The 21,224-nt window shown below is 39.8% G+C and carries 15 protein-coding genes and 10 tRNA genes; 13 read left to right on the forward strand and 12 right to left on the reverse strand.

What is annotated here, in order from left to right:
• The first annotated feature begins 13 nt into the window (after positions 1-13).
• On the forward strand, positions 14-766 hold the full coding sequence (locus M1E93_RS07355) for an SDR family NAD(P)-dependent oxidoreductase (RefSeq protein WP_426207237.1): 753 nt from the start codon (positions 14-16) through the stop codon (positions 764-766).
• A 203-nt stretch (positions 767-969) separates the two neighbouring features.
• On the opposite strand, the gene M1E93_RS07360 is transcribed toward M1E93_RS07355, so the two are convergent.
• The 4 genes from M1E93_RS07360 to gltX form a co-directional block, all read right to left on the reverse strand.
• A tRNA-Ala gene (locus M1E93_RS07360) sits at positions 970-1,045 on the reverse strand.
• A gap of 38 nt (positions 1,046-1,083) precedes the next feature.
• A tRNA-Ala gene (locus M1E93_RS07365) sits at positions 1,084-1,159 on the reverse strand.
• A 38-nt stretch (positions 1,160-1,197) separates the two neighbouring features.
• Positions 1,198-1,273, reverse strand: a tRNA-Ala gene (locus M1E93_RS07370).
• Positions 1,274-1,478: 205 nt separating this feature from the next.
• Positions 1,479-2,900: a glutamate--tRNA ligase gene (gene gltX, locus M1E93_RS07375; RefSeq protein ID WP_004921297.1), complete on the reverse strand. Its 1,422-nt coding sequence runs from the start codon at positions 2,898-2,900 to the stop codon at positions 1,479-1,481.
• A 444-nt stretch (positions 2,901-3,344) separates the two neighbouring features.
• Here gltX and M1E93_RS07380 point away from each other — a divergent pair.
• The 8 genes from M1E93_RS07380 (at position 3,345) to M1E93_RS07415 (ending at position 6,239) form a co-directional block, all read left to right on the forward strand.
• A tRNA-Val gene (locus M1E93_RS07380) sits at positions 3,345-3,420 on the forward strand.
• A 37-nt stretch (positions 3,421-3,457) separates the two neighbouring features.
• Positions 3,458-3,533, forward strand: a tRNA-Val gene (locus M1E93_RS07385).
• 34 nt (positions 3,534-3,567) lie between these two features.
• Positions 3,568-3,643: transfer RNA gene (locus M1E93_RS07390), tRNA-Val, on the forward strand.
• Between the two features lie 52 nt (positions 3,644-3,695).
• Positions 3,696-3,771: transfer RNA gene (locus M1E93_RS07395), tRNA-Lys, on the forward strand.
• 29 nt (positions 3,772-3,800) lie between these two features.
• A tRNA-Lys gene (locus tag M1E93_RS07400) sits at positions 3,801-3,876 on the forward strand.
• A gap of 29 nt (positions 3,877-3,905) precedes the next feature.
• Positions 3,906-3,981: transfer RNA gene (locus tag M1E93_RS07405), tRNA-Lys, on the forward strand.
• A 29-nt stretch (positions 3,982-4,010) separates the two neighbouring features.
• Positions 4,011-4,086: transfer RNA gene (locus M1E93_RS07410), tRNA-Lys, on the forward strand.
• 1,859 nt (positions 4,087-5,945) lie between these two features.
• Positions 5,946-6,239, forward strand: a complete 294-nt coding sequence (locus tag M1E93_RS07415) for a helix-turn-helix domain-containing protein (protein ID WP_426207238.1) — start codon at positions 5,946-5,948, stop codon at positions 6,237-6,239.
• 367 nt (positions 6,240-6,606) lie between these two features.
• Here M1E93_RS07415 and M1E93_RS07420 read toward each other — a convergent pair whose 3' ends face one another.
• The 5 genes from M1E93_RS07420 to M1E93_RS07440 all read right to left on the reverse strand — a co-directional run bounded on the left by M1E93_RS07420 (position 6,607) and on the right by M1E93_RS07440 (position 13,092).
• Entirely contained in the window at positions 6,607-8,334 is a 1,728-nt protein-coding gene (locus tag M1E93_RS07420) for a potassium/proton antiporter (protein ID WP_004921290.1), read from the reverse strand.
• 486 nt (positions 8,335-8,820) lie between these two features.
• Entirely contained in the window at positions 8,821-9,489 is a 669-nt protein-coding gene (locus M1E93_RS07425; protein ID WP_004921285.1) for a methionine ABC transporter permease, read from the reverse strand.
• Entirely contained in the window at positions 9,486-10,499 is a 1,014-nt protein-coding gene (locus M1E93_RS07430) for a methionine ABC transporter ATP-binding protein (protein ID WP_004921283.1), read from the reverse strand. The genes M1E93_RS07425 and M1E93_RS07430 overlap by 4 nt, the downstream gene beginning before the upstream one ends.
• 3 nt (positions 10,500-10,502) lie before the next feature.
• Positions 10,503-11,963, reverse strand: coding sequence for an NAD(P)-binding domain-containing protein (locus M1E93_RS07435; protein ID WP_426207239.1), 1,461 nt, complete (start codon positions 11,961-11,963; stop codon positions 10,503-10,505).
• A 4-nt stretch (positions 11,964-11,967) separates the two neighbouring features.
• Positions 11,968-13,092: a CMD domain-containing protein gene (locus M1E93_RS07440; protein WP_426207240.1), complete on the reverse strand. Its 1,125-nt coding sequence runs from the start codon at positions 13,090-13,092 to the stop codon at positions 11,968-11,970.
• A gap of 214 nt (positions 13,093-13,306) precedes the next feature.
• On the opposite strand from M1E93_RS07440, the gene M1E93_RS07445 reads away from it, so the two are divergent.
• The 4 genes from M1E93_RS07445 to M1E93_RS07460 all read left to right on the forward strand — a co-directional run bounded on the left by M1E93_RS07445 (position 13,307) and on the right by M1E93_RS07460 (position 16,867).
• Positions 13,307-14,152 carry a MetQ/NlpA family ABC transporter substrate-binding protein gene (locus tag M1E93_RS07445; RefSeq protein ID WP_426207241.1) on the forward strand — a complete coding sequence of 282 codons (846 nt, stop codon included), beginning with the start codon at positions 13,307-13,309 and terminating at the stop codon, positions 14,150-14,152.
• 209 nt (positions 14,153-14,361) lie between these two features.
• A complete protein-coding gene (locus tag M1E93_RS07450) occupies positions 14,362-15,099 on the forward strand; it encodes a cyclase family protein (protein WP_040133306.1) in 738 nt (245 codons plus the stop codon).
• A gap of 184 nt (positions 15,100-15,283) precedes the next feature.
• Positions 15,284-16,063 carry an SDR family NAD(P)-dependent oxidoreductase gene (locus M1E93_RS07455; protein ID WP_426207242.1) on the forward strand — a complete coding sequence of 260 codons (780 nt, stop codon included), beginning with the start codon at positions 15,284-15,286 and terminating at the stop codon, positions 16,061-16,063.
• A 9-nt stretch (positions 16,064-16,072) separates the two neighbouring features.
• Positions 16,073-16,867 (forward strand): MoaF C-terminal domain-containing protein, encoded by a 795-nt coding sequence (locus M1E93_RS07460; protein WP_426207243.1) that lies wholly within the window; start codon positions 16,073-16,075, stop codon positions 16,865-16,867.
• A gap of 41 nt (positions 16,868-16,908) precedes the next feature.
• Here M1E93_RS07460 and M1E93_RS07465 read toward each other — a convergent pair whose 3' ends face one another.
• From M1E93_RS07465 to M1E93_RS07475, 3 genes are all read right to left on the reverse strand, one after another.
• Complete coding sequence (locus M1E93_RS07465) at positions 16,909-18,159, reverse strand: SLC13 family permease (protein WP_036940952.1); 1,251 nt, start codon at positions 18,157-18,159, stop codon at positions 16,909-16,911.
• A gap of 373 nt (positions 18,160-18,532) precedes the next feature.
• Positions 18,533-19,846, reverse strand: coding sequence for an NAD(P)/FAD-dependent oxidoreductase (locus tag M1E93_RS07470; protein WP_426207244.1), 1,314 nt, complete (start codon positions 19,844-19,846; stop codon positions 18,533-18,535).
• 346 nt (positions 19,847-20,192) lie between these two features.
• The gene (locus M1E93_RS07475) at positions 20,193-21,224 is read right to left on the reverse strand and encodes a M48 family metallopeptidase (RefSeq protein ID WP_426207245.1); all 1,032 of its coding nucleotides are present in this window, start codon (positions 21,222-21,224) and stop codon (positions 20,193-20,195) included.

Consider the following 21,224-nt stretch of genomic DNA (forward strand, 5'->3'; position numbering starts at 1 on the left):
GTTGAGAGGGAATATGCAAAATTTACAAGAGAAAGTCGCTTTAGTAACAGGCGCATCAACAGGAGTTGGTGAAGAAATTGCACTACATTTATACCAATGTGGTGCGACGGTGTTTATAACAGGACGCAACGAAATATCATTACAAACAGCAGCCAATAAGATAGACCAAAGTGGCGAACGTGTTATTCCTTTAGTGATGGATGTGACAAGTCACGAGCAATTTAAAGCAGCAATTACACAAATTGAGCAGCAGTGTGGGGCGTTACACTATTTGGTTAATAATGCAGGGATCACAGGACCTCATGGCGTTACTATTGAGGATTATCCAGTAGCGGATTGGGATGCCGTTATCGCAACTGATGTGAGTGGAACTTTTTATGGATTAAAATACGGATTACCTGCAATTGTCAGGGCGGGAGGCGGAGCTGTCGTGAACTTATCTGCATGTAATGGCGTGACTGGTATTGCGGGTATTTCACCTTATACAGCGGCAAAACATGCTGTTTTAGGTCTAACTCGTGCAACGGCACTAGAGTATGCTCAAAAAGGGGTGAGGATTAATGCTATCGGTCCTGGTTATGTCGCAACGCCAAATATAATGAATTTACCAACAGAAACTCAAGAATGGATGGCATCGACTCACCCAATGGGGCGCATGGCAACGCGTGAAGAGATCGCAAAAACAGTCGCATTTTTACTTTCTGATGATAGCAGTTTTATTACAGGGGCATTTATACCCGTCGATGGGGGATATACGGCACAATAGGGATGCGGTGGTGATAGATATTCATGGCTAACTGCAACCACTTCTTCTTACAAGAAGTGTATCAAAAACAGCTATAGTATGAGGAAGAGTTATATCTCAATAGCGGCTATTTTTCTGAAGTAAAACCGGATGACATCCCGAACCAATCTATTATATTGGGATAAAACAGAGATAGGCTGACTAACTATTGACAGGATATAAGGTGGTGGAGCTAAGCGGGATCGAACCGCTGACCTCTTGCATGCCATGCAAGCGCTCTCCCAGCTGAGCTATAGCCCCAACAAAATGATTTTGATACCACCTAACAGGGAATTAGATGGTGGAGCTAAGCGGGATCGAACCGCTGACCTCTTGCATGCCATGCAAGCGCTCTCCCAGCTGAGCTATAGCCCCAACAAAATGATTTTGATACCACCTAACAGGGAATTAGATGGTGGAGCTAAGCGGGATCGAACCGCTGACCTCTTGCATGCCATGCAAGCGCTCTCCCAGCTGAGCTATAGCCCCAAACAAAATCTTTTGGACGGAGGGCATAATATTCAAGCAATGTCAGGGTGTCAATCAAATAATGTGGTTTTAAGTTTAATTGCTGAATTATAGAGCATTTCGTCAATGAATAAGGGGGTGTATAGAGATTAGAGGAGTACTTATAAGGTTGATAAGGTGTGAACCCCTATGATGCTAACCATCACAGGGGGCTTAATTAAATCAATTACTGGGCTGAGGCTTCACGTTCGGCGATAAACGACAACGCTTTATCAATGCGTGCAATAGCACGTGTTTGACCAATCGCATGAACGGTAACATCTAACGCAGGGGATTGACCCGCACCAGTTACAGCGACACGTAATGGCATGCCGACCTTACCCATACCAACGTCTAATTCAGCGGCCGTTTGTTCAATAGCTTGATGAACGTTTTCTGCTGTCCAATCGGTAATTGCTGACAGTTTTTGTTTCACCGTTTCTAATGGTTGACGTGCAACAGGGCGCAAGTGTTTTTTCGCGGCATCTGCATCGAACTCATCAAACTCTTCATAGAAGTAGCGGCAGGATTCAGCGATCTCTTTCAATGTTTTGCAGCGTTCACCGAGCAATTTAACTAACTCAGCTAATTGCGGGCCATTTTCAGTGTTGATGTTTTGTTGCTCAATATGCCATGCAAGGTGAACGGCAACTTCTTCTGGTGGCAATTGATTAATATAATGGTGGTTTAACCAAAGCAACTTATCGGTATTGAATGCGCTCGCTGATTTGCTGATTGCATCTAAGCTAAAGTATTCAATCATTTCTTCACGAGAAAAAATCTCTTGGTCGCCATGTGACCAGCCCAAACGAACTAAATAGTTGAGTAGTGCTTCTGGTAAATACCCTTCGTCGCGATATTGCATAACGCTTACAGCACCGTGACGCTTGGAGAGTTTTTTACCGTCATCGCCTAAAATCATTGAAACGTGTGCATATTCAGGAACAGGTGCTCCTAGCGCTTTTAAGATATTAATTTGGCGTGGGGTATTGTTGATATGATCTTCGCCGCGGATAACGTGAGTAATTTCCATATCCCAGTCATCAATAACCACACAGAAGTTATAAGTTGGTGAGCCATCGGTGCGGCGAATAATGAGGTCATCTAACTCTTGATTACTAAACTCAATCGGGCCACGGATTTTATCATCAAAAATAACCGAGCCTTCTTGTGGATTACGGAAACGAACAACATGCGGCTCGTCAGGCGTATGGTTATGAGCGTGATCACGGCAGCAGCCATCATAGCGAGGCTTTTCACCTGATGCCATCTGTTGATCACGCAGCGCTTCTAAGCGCTCTTTTGAGCAGTAGCAACGATAAGCGGTACCTGCTTCAAGCATTTGGTCAATAACATCGTTATAACGGTCAAAGCGTTTCGTTTGATAATAAGGGCCTTCATCCCAATTCAAATTTAACCAGTTCATACCATCCATAATGGCATCGATAGCTTCCTGAGTTGAGCGCTCTAAGTCCGTATCTTCGATACGCAGAACAAATTCGCCTTGATTATGGCGGCTGAATAACCAGGAATAAAGCGCAGTACGCGCTCCACCAACATGTAAATACCCTGTTGGACTAGGTGCAAAACGGGTTTTAATTTTACTCATCGAGATTGCCTTAATTGCGATACGTGGTTTCTAACATGCCAACGTTCTCTAAATAATAGGGAGGCGTTAAATATAAACAGCCTATCATTGATATGTGAGCGAAAGATTTCTTCTCGCTATCGGTCACCAGAGAAACACGTCAGCATGTCTAAAATGTTGTTCTATTCTATCACTCTAAAGTGATACCTCAATCAAGTTATCGATGTTGATGCAAATAAAATCCGTAAAAAAAGAAAAAGGATAGGCAATTTCTCAGCATAAAAATATTTTTGTTCTAATATTGTATTGGTTGGGTGATACAAAAGCTTAATTATTGGTTAAATAAGGTTCTTTTCTGGTGAATATTGGAACATCTTGCTTATTTTTACAACGAACAGAAAAAATCTATTCAAAAACCGTTGACTCAGAACGAGGGATCCCTATAATGCACCTCCATCGACGGCAGGGCGATTAGCTCAGTTGGTAGAGCATCTCCCTTACAAGGAGGAGGTCACTGGTTCGAGCCCGGTATCGCCCACCACTGTCGACGATGAAACAAGTAAGTGAAGTAAATAAATGGGCGATTAGCTCAGTTGGTAGAGCATCTCCCTTACAAGGAGGAGGTCACTGGTTCGAGCCCGGTATCGCCCACCATTTATTTACAAATATGTGAAACTTGTCATGAAGTGGGCGATTAGCTCAGTTGGTAGAGCATCTCCCTTACAAGGAGGAGGTCACTGGTTCGAGCCCGGTATCGCCCACCACTTCATTAGTTACTCGCATTTTCATAAATACTGGTTATAAAAATTAATAGATGGGTCGTTAGCTCAGTCGGTAGAGCAGTTGACTTTTAATCAATTGGTCGCAGGTTCGAATCCTGCACGACCCACCATCTTAATATTAAAACCAGTCATACCAGATGGGTCGTTAGCTCAGTCGGTAGAGCAGTTGACTTTTAATCAATTGGTCGCAGGTTCGAATCCTGCACGACCCACCATCTTAATATTAAAACCAGTCATACCAGATGGGTCGTTAGCTCAGTCGGTAGAGCAGTTGACTTTTAATCAATTGGTCGCAGGTTCGAATCCTGCACGACCCACCATCTTAATATTAAAACCAGTCATACCAGATGGGTCGTTAGCTCAGTCGGTAGAGCAGTTGACTTTTAATCAATTGGTCGCAGGTTCGAATCCTGCACGACCCACCATCTAACCAAATCCCCTAAATCAACAATAACCACCTTATTTTCATGATGTTTATTTAAGTATCAATGAAAAACCGCATTAAAATTCTAATCAAACCCACTGTAACCGCTTTGCGATCATTGAACCCTGCTTATCGATAGCGTTTTTGTCATGTCTGCGAAGCTAGCAAACAGAGATTTAGCCAATACACCGAGCTTAATGATTTGCTAGCTTGTAAAATTGATAAATAACCACTCACATAGATAATATCACTTCAACCTCTCATTTTTATTCAATTTTGCTCTAGTGCGCAGCGTGCTAGATAAAATAACAGAAATTCATTTCTCGGATAGCTCCATTAAATTTCCCACTGTAGAGTGAGCTAAATGCGCATATCTCAGCATTTTAGTCTTAATTGACTGTTAGCTGGGCATAATAATAAAAAAACTTGTAAACGCGTTGAGTGCAAATTGAACGCAGTCATTAAACTCGCTGAAAGCAACGTCTAAACCTAAATTTAGATATTAAATATTACCCAATGTGCTAATTGATGAAAATAATCTCTTATTAACTCGAGCGCATTATCTTTGCTTTATTATCACTTACCGTTATTTTATTTAATGAAAATATTAATGATAATTAGTTTTAATATTTACAATATCGAAAAATATTCATTAAGTTGCTATTAGTCACTAATCAGGTAATTAATAAACCACCTAAAATATGTATTAATAAAAATGTTTGGTTCAAAAATGATCATCAATAAATGATCGTCATTAAAAGATGATTTTGCATGGTGTTTATTTGTCGCTGTATCTACGCTGTATATGAGTTATAAGGAAGATAGGATCAAAAAAGGAAATAAATTTCGAATGATTATTGCTAGAAATAGTCTTCTTATTGGGCTAAGAATAATGGTTAGATAAAATCTACATTGTTACTCTTATAATGCTGTAGATGTTCTTTTTGTTGAGGATTAGATTTCATTTGTCTATATCAGATGCTAAAAACAAAAAAATTGTAGGAGTATCAGTCGAGCTTAACATGATAAAAATCTGCCGATAAAAATTTTGTAGACATAAACTCCCCATGTTTAATATATGTAAAAAATCTATAAGAAAAATATCACTTTTAGAGTGTTGTGGCGATATAAAAACCCGTTTATTTGTGGGAATTTAATTTTTTGTTTTTTGTGATATGCTTCATGTATAGCAAAGCAAAAAGATACTTAACGTTAATGTTTTGTTATGTTAGCTATGATAGCTGTAGTCTGTTTTTTTTGTGCTGCTTTAAAAATTAAGTATTTTCTGCCGATTGTAACAAAAGGACTATTGTTATAAGTTATTGATATTTAAGTTATCAAAATGATAATATGGGAAAAATTTCCATTTTTTACTTTGTTTTACAGTATTGCTGTAATTATCCTATTATGCGTATTCATAAAATGAATATTGATTTGAAAAATCATTAATAGTGTTACAGTATTAAATTATTCTGTTTATTTCTTTTATTTTTAGATTTTTTATCGGTTAAATGAGGTTAATTTAGATTATAATTCTACCGCTACCTGTTAGACTATGTCTGCATAGAACAACAACTATTAATTGTTAAACAGATTAACTTATTGAAATTAAAGAATAATACTTAGGTGGTGGGCTTTTTGTGATTCTGATAATATTTAGTTACACATTTGCAATGTCATTTTTGGATTAGTTGAAACTAATTATATGGCTAGTATATCATCCCTCTCAAGATATATGCTGAATCGTCGTTAATACACCCAAATGGCTATATCATAAATAAAGATAACAATAGAAAAACACAGAGAATCACCTGCTGATTTTTTATTTCATTAATAATATAAGTTGAAGCGAGAATGTTTATGAATACAAAATATCCTGTCGCTTGTGCAGTTGGACAAAAAATTAAATCGTTAAGAAAATCTCAAGGCTATACCGTTTTTCAGTTAGCTAAAGAGATTGATATCAGTGAGCAACAACTATTTCGTTATGAACGTGGGGTAAATCGTATAGATATTGATTGTCTAGTTAGAGTACTAAAAGTATTAGATGTAAATATGGGCGAATTCTTCAGTGAAATCCTGCAAGATGATACTCATGCTAATGAGGACAAAGAATCTAAAGGGGTTGATGACTCTATTTATTCACTCATTTAATCATCAGTTATTATGTTCCAAAGTGGAACTTAATTAAGCAATTAAAACTTAATTGTTTCAATTAAGAACATTAATATGCTAATAACAATTGAGAATTCTCTCTATTGAGTATACTGATAATTTATTGTAGCTATCTTTATTTATACTTTGCGAAATAAAAGCCCGTTTACGGGCTTTTATTTTTTGTAGCTAAGAATCTAGAAAATTATATGAGTAAAAATAACAACTCATCAAATAGTCTAAAGAAGATAAAGCTATCAACAATACACCCAGATAAAATCGCACATCCAAACAATAAAAGAGGCCGGCAGATATAAACATCAGTTAATTTCATTGTAAATCGAATTAACTGATGTTTGCCGTTGAACTAATTATCTTCTTGTGGAAGGGGCTCTAATACTGCCGTCACAATTCGAGAGCCGATCATCTCACTAATTCTTATCTGTAATGTCGCTAAGCTAATGACGGTGTCTTGTACTGGCTCATTTGCTGAAATGCTATAAATAAATTGATCCAGTGTCTGGTTATTCTCATTATCGATTAAAATGCCATAAGACTCATAAATCTCATCTAACCTTGTTGTGCCCTTTAGACTGAGCCCAGAAGTGGGTAATTCTATCGGGGTTAAATCAGGAGAGACTTGTTCAGAGAACAGCCGTTCGAGGAATAAACGATTTTCTGGTTTCAAGACGACAAACAAATGGTCATCGGCAATTAGTCTTGTTGAACCACGAGGGGGGAGCACGCTTTTACCACGAGTGATCATTGCGATGACAGTTTGGTCAGGTAGTGCCAATTGAGATAGACGGCGGCCGACAGCAGAACAGTCCTCACCCAACGTATACTCTACTAGGTCAGCATCAATTTGATCGACAGCGGTAATGTCCAAAGTCGCAGCGGGCAGTAATGGTGGTGGCTGCATTAAATTAAGTTTGCGTGCGACATAAGGTAGGGTAGAGCCTTGTAACGTCGCTGAGATTAATACCACGAAGAAAACCACATCAAAAATTAAGTTAGCGCCTGGTAGACCATAAATAAAAGGGAAGATCGCTAAGATAATAGGAACAGAGCCACGCAGACCAACCCAAGAAACCAGAGTGATTTCTTCACGACTGAATTTAAAGAATTTTAATACAGGCACGACAGCGATGGGGCGAGCGATAAAGGTGAGTACCAGTGCGATCACCAACCCTTCAAACCAGACCTCTAATAAAGAGCTTGGGTTAACTAGCAAGCCTAACATAACGAACATGATGATTTGGCTGAGCCAAGCCAGCCCATCATGGAATAAAAAGGTATTACGTTGGAAAACAAAGCGAGCATTACCAATCACAACGCCTGTAACGAAGATAGATAAAAAGCCACTACCTTGCAAGTTACTGGCTAGACCGAATGATAATAGACCACACGCCGCCACTAATACTGGGTATAACCCTGTTGCCAGTAACTTAATTTTATTAATGATCTTGATTGAAATCCAACCAACACTTAGGCCGACAAGTGTACCGATCCCCATTTGGCTAACGAACAGTAATAATAATTCGCTACCAGAAGCGCTTTGATTCATGAGGAGTTGCAGTAAGCCCACGGTTAAGAAAATTGCCATTGGGTCGTTGGTAGCACTTTCAATTTCTAACGTTGATTGTAAACGTTCATTAAGGTAGATACCCGCGTTACGCAATAGGGAGAATACCGCCGCCGCATCTGTTGAGCCGACAATGGCGCCAAGCAACAGCCCTTCAAGCAAGGGGATGCCAAGAATATAAGCCGCGGCGAGTCCGGTGATGCCCGCGGTAATTAACACCCCAAAGGTGGCCAAGGTAAATGCAGGCTTCCAAACAAGTCGAATCGATTTAACTGATGTTTGTAGGCCACCGTCGAACAAAATCAAGGCTAATGCGAGTGAACCTACAGCATAGGAAACATTCACGTTGTTAAACGCGATTTGGCCTATGCCATCTTCACCCGCTAACATTCCTATAAACAGGAACATAACAAGCATAGGCAAGCCTAGCCGAGCAGAAAGTTTGCTAGAAAAAATACCCAGTAAAATCAGTATGGATGTCAGTAATATCAGTTGTTCTATTGTTGGCATAATCAGATTTAGGTTAGAGGTTAATAAAACGCTGATGATGCAGTAGTGTTGCGTATAAAGTAATCAGCAATAAGAAGAAAAAACTCAGATTAACATGGCATTGATAATGTTTTTGTTTAAAACGACTTAAAAACATTTCCATTGACATATCATTATGATTATACAACAGATAACAACAAATAAATTGACGATTAACTGCATTTTTTTAAATTGTTATGACATGCTTATGCTATTTTTATAAGCTTTTGAATGCATTGTTTGGTGGAATCAGCGGTTTCATTTATATTTTTTTGTGGGATTTAACTTTAAAGTTAGTAAAGGTTGGCGTTTTGTGTAATTTTCACGCTAATCAATAAGCTATAAATTAGAAAAATAATTATTTAGAGGAAAACAGGCGAAAAAGATGCGGAGATTATCAATAAAATGATGCATTGGACGGAAAAGAGTAGATTGACCGATATAATCTGATATATCGGTCATCTAGAATTAGTGGAATCTTGCTTTCTTAGCAAGATAATCACCAATCATTTGTATTCCTTGAACAATAATGACTAATGTAACGACGGTGATTGCCATAGCAACGTTGTCGAAACGTTGGTAACCGTAGTTGAGTGCTAGGTCACCGACACCGCCACCACCGACCGCTCCAGCCATGGCTGTCGCTCCCACTAAAGTGATACTGGCTGCGGTTAAGCTTAAGATTAGCGATGATTTAGCCTCAGGTAAGATAAAGTGCCAAACAATTTGCCAATTGGTCGCCCCCATTGAATCTGCGGCTTCAATGATCCCCGAATGCACACTTAATAATGAGTTTTCAATTAAACGAGCCGTATAAGGTGCAATATAGATAACTAAGGGCACAATGGCAGCCGTAGTGCCGATAGAGGTGCCAACCATAAAACGTGTTAGAGGGATCATTGCAACGAGTAGAATAATAAAAGGCAATGAACGGACCGTATTGATTATTGGGTTAATAATGCGATAAACCCATTTATTTTCCCAAATCCCATCAGGGCGCGTCACAACGAGTGCAATCCCCAGCAAAATCCCCAATAGGGAACCGATAACCAGTGCAATTGAAACCATAGTGAAGGTTTCAGACATCGCGAGTAAAAATTGTTTACTCGTTAATGCGGTATCAAGCCATTGTGTCATAGTACCCCCTTATTGACAGCAACACCGCGCTGACGTAAAAATGCGATCCCTTGGTCGATATCTTCATCATGGCCGACGATCTGGACAAACATACTGCCTAACACGACACCACTTATCTCTTTCATATTGGCAAACAAAATATTGATTTTAACTTTATCCTGTAAGATCAGTTCATTCACAACGGGTTGCTGTGCGGAAGCACCTAAAAACTCTAAGCGGTAAACATTGCTTTGATGTTCTAAATTGTGCAAGACACGTTCAGGGATTTCTTCGTTAAGTACGGTACGGACAAACTTTTTTGTCGTCGGATGTTGTGGCTCTGAGAAAATCTCTAAAACAGTGCCTTCTTCGACAACTCGACCCGCTTCCATTACCGCGACACGATTACATATCTGCTCAATCACCTCCATTTCATGAGTTACCAACAAAATGGTGATATTTTGTTCACGATTAATTTTTTTTAATAATGACAAAATAGATTGTGTCGTTTGTGGGTCAAGTGCAGAAGTGGCTTCATCACACAATAAAATTTTCGGATTATTGATTAATGCTCGAGCAATACCGACACGCTGTTTTTGTCCGCCTGATAGTTGCCCAGGATATTGGTGTTTTTTATCACTCAGCTCTACATAGGCTAAAATATCATCCACGCGTCGCTGAATTTCTTTTTTGTCGACTCCTGATAGCAATAACGGCATGGCGATATTCTGTGCAACGGTCTTCGTTTCTAACAAATTGAAGTGCTGGAAGATCATGCCGATGCTTTTTTTATGGGCTCGAATTTCAGTTGCACTATGGTGAGCAATATTTTTCCCATTAATGATCACTTCACCTGACGAGGGTTTTTCAAGTTGGTTGACGAGACGGATCAAGGAGCTTTTTCCTGCACCGCTATAGCCAATAAACCCAAAAATATCACCTTCATGAATCTGCAAATTCACATCCTGTAAGGCAGTGAGTGAATGGCCTTCTTTTTCATAGACCTTCTGAATATTTTTAAATGTAATCATCAATCACTCCACATTACTCGTTTGTGGTGTTCGTTGGCTATAGGGGAGAGCAGGTTGCCATTCATCACCTAGTAGCTCCGCTTCAGTGCTATTTTTTACCTGCTCTAAATGTTGCTCATGATGAGCGAGGTACAACTGAGCAGCGATATGTTCAGCCAGTTTCTGCGCGCCTGTATTGGTATTAGGGATCAAACCAATAAGTGGCCCCATACTTAAGGATGCAGCTAAGTTAAAGCAGTAAATATTACTGAGCTTAGGTAACTCACAATCGGTTTTAGGGAGAAATTCAAAGTGATGGCCTAAATAGGGATAGGAGGCAAACTCACTATTTTGTTCAGCTTTAGAAGGGGTATACACATCACCCCATTTACGAATAAAAGGTGCGATGTGATTAAATGCACTGTGGCGCTGCCAATTAATACGATATCCGGTCGCTAAGATCAGGTAATCGACCACATATTCCCCTGTGGTTGTGGCGATATGCAGTTTCTTACCATTGACGTCTATCTTTTTGACCTGTGTATTAAAGTTAAAATAAGCATTTTCATGCCGAGAGACTCTCAGCGTGCTGCCATGCGGGGCCGGCGTTTTTGCTTTAGCAACATAATCACTGTAATGCCATTTTTGTGCATCGGTAAGCTGGTGATAAGCTTGAGTAAAGCCGGGGTTGCCTGCGACTTTTCCGCGATTCACCCTTGGCATATCTTTCGCTCGGATCAATAATTCAACAGAGCGCGCACCCTGTTCAAGTGCTGTTGCTGAGCTATCCATAGCACCGGCACTGTATCCTACGACCGCAATATCTAACCCTTTAAACCGGCTGTAATCACTACCGGCGTAAGAGTGCTCCCAGTAAGCAGAAGGGATCTCCGCCATAAAGCTTGGAATATTAGGTTCGCTAAAGGATTCCATACCTGTCGCAAGGATCACGTGTTGTGCTTGATATTGCTGTTTACCGTTAGGTGTTGCAAATGTGAGTAGGCAACCTTGTGGGTTGACTTGAATATCAGTTAATTGATATTGATTGAAAACCATTGGCGACGTCATGGTTTTAAACCATTGTAGATATTCCCCCCATTGTAAACGAGGAATTTTATCAAGTGCTTCCCACTCATCGTCACCAAACTGAGCTTTAAACCAAGCTTGAAAAGTTAAAGAGGGTGACGCGAGTGCTGGGCCAACCACCTGTTTTGGTGAACGCAATGTTTCCATCAAGGCCGGCGTTTGCCATGGGCCTTCTTGACCTTCTGGGGCTTGATCAAAAACTATCGCATCAATCCCTTGTAATTTAAGGGCAAAGGCTGCCGTGACCCCTGACATGCCCGCACCGATAATTGCAACATCTAATTGATGGTCATCAGACTGGTTTGGCGATAATGACCAGCGGTTTAATGGCAAATTAAGGTTTTGTAGGTCTTGAGTGATTTGCTCTTCCAAAGCATTTAACCCTTTTAGCTGTGTCACGAGATCACTCCTTGTCCTGTTTAAGTTCAAATGGTTCACCGAGTGAGAGCATCAGTCGATTAGCCCAAGAGAAAAAGGCGGTTGATTGGATCAAATCAAGTAGCTCTAGCTCACTTAGCCCTAGTTGACGTAGTGTCTCAACCTGTTGATGCGTGGCTCGTATTGGTGTCGTTGATAGCGCTGTTGTGAAATCCGTAATCGCCGTTAAACGGTCATCAAAACCCTCAGCTAAAATCGCGCCTACTGGCGTTGCGATAAGCTTCTCAACATCCGCTTTATGCTCTTTGGCATATTGGCTGGCTTTACGAGCATGTACCGAAGCACAATAGATGCAGCCGTTCACCTTGCTAACCGCCGCAGCAGCAAATTCACGTTCCCAACGAGGTAAGCCGCCGAGGGTATAAAAGACGCCACGATCGATAAGCGTACGTAGTGTTAGAATGTGACTTTGATGGGCGAGCAGCAAAAAATATTCAGAATTAAGTTGGCCGAATTTTTTCATCACCTGAGCTTCATCTGCTTCTAGCGTCTGTGGATCTCTCGCTCGTAGCCATGATTCCCATCCAAGTTGATCTTGAGTGAAGGCGGTCGGAGCGGGTTGGCCTTGATGAGTGTGTGAGTTGCTATTCCATTGTCCAGCAGTAACTGGCTCAGCAGATTTGGTGATAGTACTGTTACCTTGCAATAATCTTAACCCTTCAATTAAACGGGCTTGATAGGTGACAAAAGTTATTAATTGCGCAAGTAGGATAATATCCGCTTCGTGCCACCCTTGTTCAATAAGGGCATGAATGAGGGAGTAATGAGTTTGTTTTGGCTGGCTCACCAATATGCGTAAATAGTGTTCAGCGGCTTGAAGCGCTGGCGTATTCAAGTTAGGTGAGCGCTGCCCTAATAATTGATTGTAAAAATCGGCTAGCACATAGCTACCTGTCTGTTCAGCGATAATTCGCGCAAATAAAAACTTAATTTCTCCGGTTAATTGGGGTGACGGTGCGGAAAAAATCGCTTCAAAAGCAGCTTGCGTATTTTCTGTCGCGTTTGAACGTTCTTTCCTTGCGTCTGCTAAGGTAGACTCTGGTGTTATATTGATTAGCGCATCAATTAAATCATAATTTAAAATCGGCATTTCATAACTCACTTTTTTTTAACGTTTTTTATCTCCTTCATTACATATCAAGCGAATCGTTATTCGAACGAACAAATTATTATATTCATATGCCTAAAAGGCATATAAAATAGATTATATATTCTTTTTGTATTAAGTTATAACGAGATGATCTAAATAAGATGTAAAAAATATGATTATACTGGCCACATTATTTACACAGGGTCGTAACATCATGTTGAAAGAAAAAATAAAATACTTATCGCTTATTGCTACCGCTGTTATTGCATTAGCTGCATGTAATGATAATAGTGAAAAGGATAATCCGAATAAAAAAGAGATCACTATAGGTTTTGGGGTTGGTAATTATATCGACCAAGTTGAGAAAGGGATTGTACCCATCTTGGAAAAGAAGGGTTATAAAGTCAATTTACGCCAATTTTCGCAAAATAGACAAATAAATCCCGCCTTTGAAGAAGGTTCTATCGATGCCTCGGTAAACCAGAGTCGTGCATATATGGAAGCTTATAATAAGAAAAATAATATTAATATGGTGGCATTAACCGATTCTCCGAGTGCACCACAAAGCTTACGTTCGAATAAACATAAATCATTAGACGAAGTGAAAGACGGTATGATCGTTGCTTTATCCAATGACCCCGTAAATGCAGAGCGCGGCGCACGTATTTTAGAAGAGTTAGGTTGGATAAAAATAAAACCGAATATCAGCACATTAACCTTTAGTGTTAATGATATCGAACCTGCTAAATATCGTTTAGATATACGTGAAACCGATGCAGCTCAGGGGTTACGTTTATTAGATGATGTTGATTTTGTTGTTGTTAACGGCAACTATGTTGCCAGCGCTGGTCAGCGTATTGCCGATGGGCTGGTTGTAGAAAATTCACCATTAGAGCATCGGGTGATTGTGACTGTTATGCAAGACAATGTGAATTCCCAATGGGCAAAAGATTTAAAAGAGGCTTTTGAATCTAAAGAATACGCTGATTACATTCGTTCTCAGTCTATTTATGATGGTTTTATTGAACCTCAAGCATGGGCTAATTATCCAAAACCCTAGTCTATTTATTATTTTTTATTATGTTACATTTGACCACCTAATATTTATATTAGGTGGTTTTTTTATTTGAGTGATACGATTTTCTCTTCTATTTTTAATATGAAAATTCCTCTCTTTACTGATCTAGACAAATTGTGCTTTTTTCGTTAATTAGTTATTGAACAAGTTAAAAATTAAAAACTGAATTAACACATCATCAGGGGAATATTATGGAAAATGACTTAATCACAGCACTTAAATTATTAAAGTCAAAAACATGGGTTGATTTAACGCATCCTTTTGATAAAGATTCACCGCATTTTTTTATGTTTGAATCGGCAAGCATAAAGACATTATTTGATTATCCAGATGGTTTTTTTGCCCAACAATTTACTTTTCCAGGCCAATATGGCACACACATTGACGCCCCCTGCCATTTCGTTGAAGGGAAACGCTATCTGCATGAATTAGAACTAAAAGAGTTAGTTTTACCCCTAATTGTGATTGACCAATCAAAAAGAGCGAAGCAAGACCCTACGTTTGCATTTTCACGTCAAGATGTACTCAATTTTGAACAAGAGTACGGAAAAATAGAGCCTGATACTTTTGTTGCACTACGGACTGACTGGAGTCATCGTTGGCCATCTCAGGAGGCGATGGATAACAAAGATGCAGAGGGAAATAATCAGATACCGGGTTGGGGGATTGATGCATTGAAATTCTTATTTGAGGAAAGGGGGATCAAAGCAATAGGCCATGAAACCTTTGACACCGATGCGGCTAAGGATTTTCGTCGCCATAATGCATTATTAGGTGAATACTATGTTCTAGAGCAGGACACCTATCAAATTGAATTGATGACCAATCTGGACAAATTACCGACGAGAGGGGCGGTTATTTTTAATATTGTTGCCAAACCTAATAATGCGAGCGGTTTTCCCGTGCGTTCTTTTGCTATCTTACCTTAATGCTTCCCTTATCTTTATCAACCTGTTGTGAGGCAGGTTGATACCTTTTAGCGATAAATTTGTTCGCGACCTCCGTATTTTGCTGAATATCGTTCCTTAGATCGATGGTCAACGAAGGCTATTTATTTCTATATTAATAAATAAATTAACGTTGCTTTAACAATTCCAGCGATAGGGGGGTTGAATGAACTCAAGATCCGTCATCATTACAGGAGGTGGCACAGGGATTGGTGCGGCGTGTGCGCAACTATTCACACAGCAAGGGGATCAAGTTTTTATTGTTGGACGGCGTGCAGAGCCGCTAAATGCAGTTGCACTTGAAACAGGTGCCATTGCTATCGTTGCTGATGTCTCAACTGAAACTTCATGGAACGAAATTATTTTGCCACAAATTAAGCAACATACGAGCACTATTGATGTGCTGGTGTGTAATGCAGGCGGAATGGGGTTGGGGCGTGTTGAAGATATGAATGACCAACAGTGGCATCAAGCGATGAAAGCTAATCTTGATAGTGCTTTTGCGAGTGTTCGTGGTTGTATACCCCTATTAACGCAAAGTCACGGTAATGTCTTATTTGTCGGCTCACTGGCATCGTTGGCCGCAGGTCCGGAAGCGTGTGGGTATGTGACAGCCAAACACGCCTTAATAGGATTGATGCGCTCCGTTGCACGTGATTATGGTCATCAAGGTGTCAGAGCGAATGCGGTTTGTCCCGGCTGGGTTAGAACACCAATGGCAGATGAAGAGATGCAGCCTTTAATGGAGCAGCATCAATTTACATTAGATGACGCTTATCGATATGTATTCCGTGATGTACCGTTACAGCGCCCTGCAACGGCAAAAGAGGTCGCATTGGCATGCCGATTCTTATGCTCTACTGACGCATCAATGATTACAGGTGCTGCACTGGTTATTGATGGTGGTGCAAGCGTCGTTGATTTACCTACACTCGCTTTTACTTAAGGAGCTATTATGATTGAAGAAGTGGCTTTTATCCAAGTTGGCGCATTGTCAGATGGTTTTGCTCCAGATAGCTATATTTTAGAAACCAATAACCAATTAACAGGTAAAACATTTCAATTGAGATTCGCTGAAAAAGACCGACAAGAAGATATTTCTTTTCCAGCAGATCAACAAATTGAATGGCAAGGTGTGACAATTGATTGCCGTGTTACCTCAATTCGTTCAGGGGTTTATTTCGTCAATTTTATCTCCCCAGATGATTGGCAAGCCAGTGTTACCTTAATTATCAATGAAAAAGACGGTAACTGTGTATTAGTGCAAGGTAAACTCCCTGACGAAGCAGATATTCGCATTTCTGCCTTTAGTAAAGTAGAGCAAAATCGCCCTTTGACAGATGTCGAAGTGGAGATTTATTTTGGCACTTTAGGAGAGGTTCAACGCTCCTTACCAGCCTACACATCTGAATTAATTGGTATGCGCAATATGTATACCTATAATCCAAAAGAGCGCTATGAACATGTTTATCTTAACGAACAGTTTTATGCGTGGCATTGTTTAGATGGGGTCGAAAAGGGGTTAGCTGATGTTGACCGCTGCCACTATATTAAGGTGTCAGAGCAGTTATATTTATTTATTTGGCGTGAGAAAATTATTCCAACACTCGGCATTATCCTGATTGATTTAGATATGATGAGGACGGATGGTGGGATCATGGGGTATCAGGATCAGGCCTTTAGTGCGGTTAGCCTATTTCCCGTTGGGGCGCATGCCACTATTTTAAATAAAACCAGCTATCCGAAATAATTATTTATATGCCACTCGCTATTACGCGAGTGGCATTCTGCTTAAAGCACCAAGACTATCCATGCTGCTGCTAGTAGCATACATAATAAAGCGACGATCCCGCCTGATTTGGCAAATTCCGAAAATGAAATTTTCACGCCATAAGCGGCAGCTTGTTCGACTACAATGATACCGGCAAGGCTACCAAAGACGAATAAATTACTTGAAAAACCCGAGCCAAGTACTAAGGCGGCACCTAATGAGTCGGTATTACCGCTGGATGATAAGAAAGGCACCAGTAACATTACTGCGGGGTTATTACCAACAATGGTACTTAACACACCAGTGATCAAGAAAAGTACGATAGGGTTATTTAGCTCAACACCGTTATTCCGTAAATCATTTAACATTTGCTGAGGCAATCCCGTTGATGCAAATGCAGCATTGACGACAAATAATCCCATAATCAGTAATAACAGATTACCATCAACTAATTTCAGCATATCACTTGATGCAATCGAGCGATTTAGCAATAAAAACCCAGCCGCAGTTAATGCAATAAGCTCTCTTGGAATATCACTGATGACGAAAGCGATAATAACAATTAACGTAATAATGCCCGCTTTACTGGTTTCCCATACATCAAGTTTTGTTGCAGGATCAGTAGATGGAGTAGGGGGGGCCGCGGCTCCATCCACGGATGTTTTCGCCAGATACCAACGGTTCCGATAAAGAAAAACTAAAACAGCCCAAGTCAGTGGTAATGAGAGTAAGGCTGGTACAGCCGAAGCCTGGAGTAACCCAACAAATGAAATATCTAGCCCTTGGGCTGCGATCATATTTTGTGGGCTACCGATCAAGGAGCCAGAAGCGCCATTATTTGCAGCAAAGCAAAACCCTAACAAAAAAGGCACAGGGTTTAATCCCCGTGACAATGTAATAGAAACTAATAATGGGGTCATTGCCACCACAACAACATCATTGGTCAATAAAGCAGAAAGTAAACCACCTACAGCAATGAGTACAGCGAGTAACACAGGGGCACTGACTTTGAGCATGGCAACACGGTTTGCCGTCCAGCTGTAAAATCCAGATACGACAAAAGAGGCGGAAACCACCATCAACCCAAATAACATGCCAATAGTACGATAATCGATCGCATTCCATGCTTGAGGAGGGGTAATACTACCGACAGCCATCATGGCTAAGGCACCAATAACAGCAGCACCGGTTCTATCCACTTTAAAACCGGGGAGCTTACCAAACCCCATCGCAATATAAACAAGTAAAAAGATAATGATTGTGAGGCTCATAAACCATTCACTCATATTAGTAAAATTACGGGTAATTTAGCGGTGAAGGATCAATGAAGCAAGTTAGAATAACCTTTAAATAATAATAAGTTGTGAAAAGTCATTTAATGATAATCCTAATCAGTCTGGCTTAAATAAAAAATATTCGATGGATGGCGATCATAACCGTTGAATAGCATTCACAGCAGGTTTATTGGGCAAAGGTTCAATCACATAACATAGGCTATGGTGTTAGCATGAATAGGCAGCAAATTGCAGTAAAATTTCTTACTGATGGGAAACCAATGGTCCAATAAATGACGCGATAAAAGGGTTCCATTGGTTAGTGCGGAATGTAGATCAAACTAGAATGGGAGAGTTCACTCGATTGCCATTATACTTCCGTTCTCCCAATATATCTTTCTTTCAGTAATGAGGCGTGGATTGCAATATCCAATATCGGTGATGGTGGCAAATAGTTCGCTTGCCCAAGTTGCTGCATGGCATCAATTAAAGGGTTATCAATTCCTAAAGCATAATCTGCCAATAATGTTCCTGCTATGGTTTGTTTTGAGATCCCAGCGCCATTACAACCGCCCGCGCTATACACGCCTTTCATGAGTTTGCCCCAAATAGGAGCACCATTTCTGGTAACGCTGATTGTACCGGACCAAGTATTTGTTATCGGAACGTCGGCTAATTGCGGGTAGATTTTATTGAATAGCTGTTGATGCTGTTGTGTCACTCGATAAGTTTGTTCTGCACTGATCCGCCCACATATCGCAGGGGTAACATGCTGGTGGATCAATATACGCTGATCTTTGGTATAGCGTAACGTTGCGCCAGCAATAGCATTCACAGGTGTTAAGCCCCAGCTCTTCATCGCTGGTAAGCGTTGTTGTTGTTCGAGAGAAAGTGGGGCTGTGATACTGGCAAATGTCGCCATTGCTGCTTGGTTATGATTAATTGGTGTTAATTCTCTAGAGAGTGCATTCGTTGCTAACATAATGTTTGCTGTACGAATATTGCCATAAGGAGTCAGTACCTGTATGGTGGCGCCAGGCTGTATTGCCATAACGGGAGTGTAATTATACACCTTTACATTCTCAGGTAATGAGCGTGCTAAGCCTACCACCAATTTTGCTGGATTAACGAGAATTGAATTTGGTGTGTATATCCCTTTATGATAAAAATGCGTACCTAATTTGTGATAGAGCATCTCCTTATCGAGTAATTGATAAGGTTCACTCATTGTATTGAGATTATCGACATACTCTTGTAAAACACCTTCATTCTTTTTATCAACTTGGCAATGATATTTGCCGGCACTTTCCCAGTCACACTCAATCGCAAACTGTTCAGTTAATGTCGCGAGCTGATGAATGCCTTCTTCAAGCAACGTGCGATAAAATTGGGCTTTCTTTAGTTCGGCCGTTGAACTGCCAATATTATGAGGTAACCCAATAATAAATCCTGAATTTCGAGCAGATGAACTTTCGGCTGCCGTTGCGCAATCAAGGAGAATAATTTTAAGGTTCGGATTGTTGTGTGCAAGTCTTCTTGCAAAAGATAAACCCGCGTAGCCGGAACCTATAACTACCCAATCTGCGTCGGTATTTTGATTTAAGGTCGGATATCGGGGAGTGCGTGAAGTTTCATTTAACCAACCATTTTCGTTTTGATTAAATGGCACGGATGCGTATTTCATCTAATTTTGCCTAATAATATCTTGTGCTAGCGACGATATATGATGGGTATTGACATCATAATCAAAAGGTTAAATAACACTTAAAGATCATGACTATAACGTAAATTTGATTTTTTGATAGTGAAGAAAACTCAATTTCACATAAAACAGAGCGATGTTCGTGTGGTAACAGAGTGATAAAACGCGGCATATTGTTTTCATAAACGCTATCTATATCGAACGTATAAATATTCCATTAATAATCAGTTATATGTTGATTTTTTTACCAATAAGGCAAATAGAGAATTTCCATATTATTGGGGATTCTCTATTCAGTGATTGATAAAAAGGGATGTTAGCGAGGTGATTAGTGTTTTTTATCCTGACTATAGGGTTTAGATGCATCTATCGCATTTAAGCGCTCTTTCCATAGAGGATGGGTACTTAATAGCTTACTCTTCATTTCAGGTGATATGTTAGCCAGCTTGATAAATATTGATTCCATCATCTCTAAAGGGCGTTCTTGTTTTAACATATACTCAATAGCAAATTGGTCAGCTTCTAATTCCATATCCCGAGAGTAGCTCAATGTCATTAATTGATTACCTGAATTTAACAATATGTCTTCAATCCCTGATGATTTGCGCAGTATCCACATGCTGACAAATTTTAACGATGATGAACTCACTAAAGAATTCATTATATGATGATGATAATGATGGCCCATTTCATGTAATAAAACGGAAACAAGTTCATTTTCATCTTCAATTAAGTTAACTAACTCATCAGTAATGATGATTGTACCGTCAGTTAATGTTAATGCGTTGGCTTGTTTCGGGTAGTCTCTAAAAATAAGCCGTGGTTTTAAATCATAATTATTAAATTCTTGAGGTGTAATTCTTTCAAATAGCGCCTTAAGTTCTTGCTGCTTTTTTAATGGCAATTTACTTGGTTCAAGTACACTTTCATCTAAGAGTACGAGTGTTTCTTGGCCAAGGTGCATTTGAATTCGAACAGGAGTCTCTTTAGCAATAATCGATGCCATTGATGGTAGAAAGAATTGGAAAAAGAGATATACCATAGGAATAATACAGGCTAGTAAATACAGGCTAGCCATTTTATAACGTTCTAAAAAGTGAATAACACCAAAATGGAGTTTGCCTTTTTTCAGAACGAGTTTGTTACGTAAATGTTGCTCTTTATCACAGGTAAAACATCCACCATCAGAAAAATAGATAGAGTCTGGTAGTGTTCCTAGTGGTTTTGATAAATGAATATCTTGGTATAGATATGTTTTAACTTCATCGTTAACGTGAAGAGTAATTTGATGCTTATCATTATCTAACTCAATAAAGGCACTGTGTTTCAGTGCCTTTTTATTATAAGTATATTCACCCAC

This window comes from Providencia sp. PROV272 (genome assembly GCF_049901975.1).
GTDB classification, from domain to species: Bacteria; Pseudomonadota; Gammaproteobacteria; order Enterobacterales; family Enterobacteriaceae; genus Providencia; species Providencia stuartii.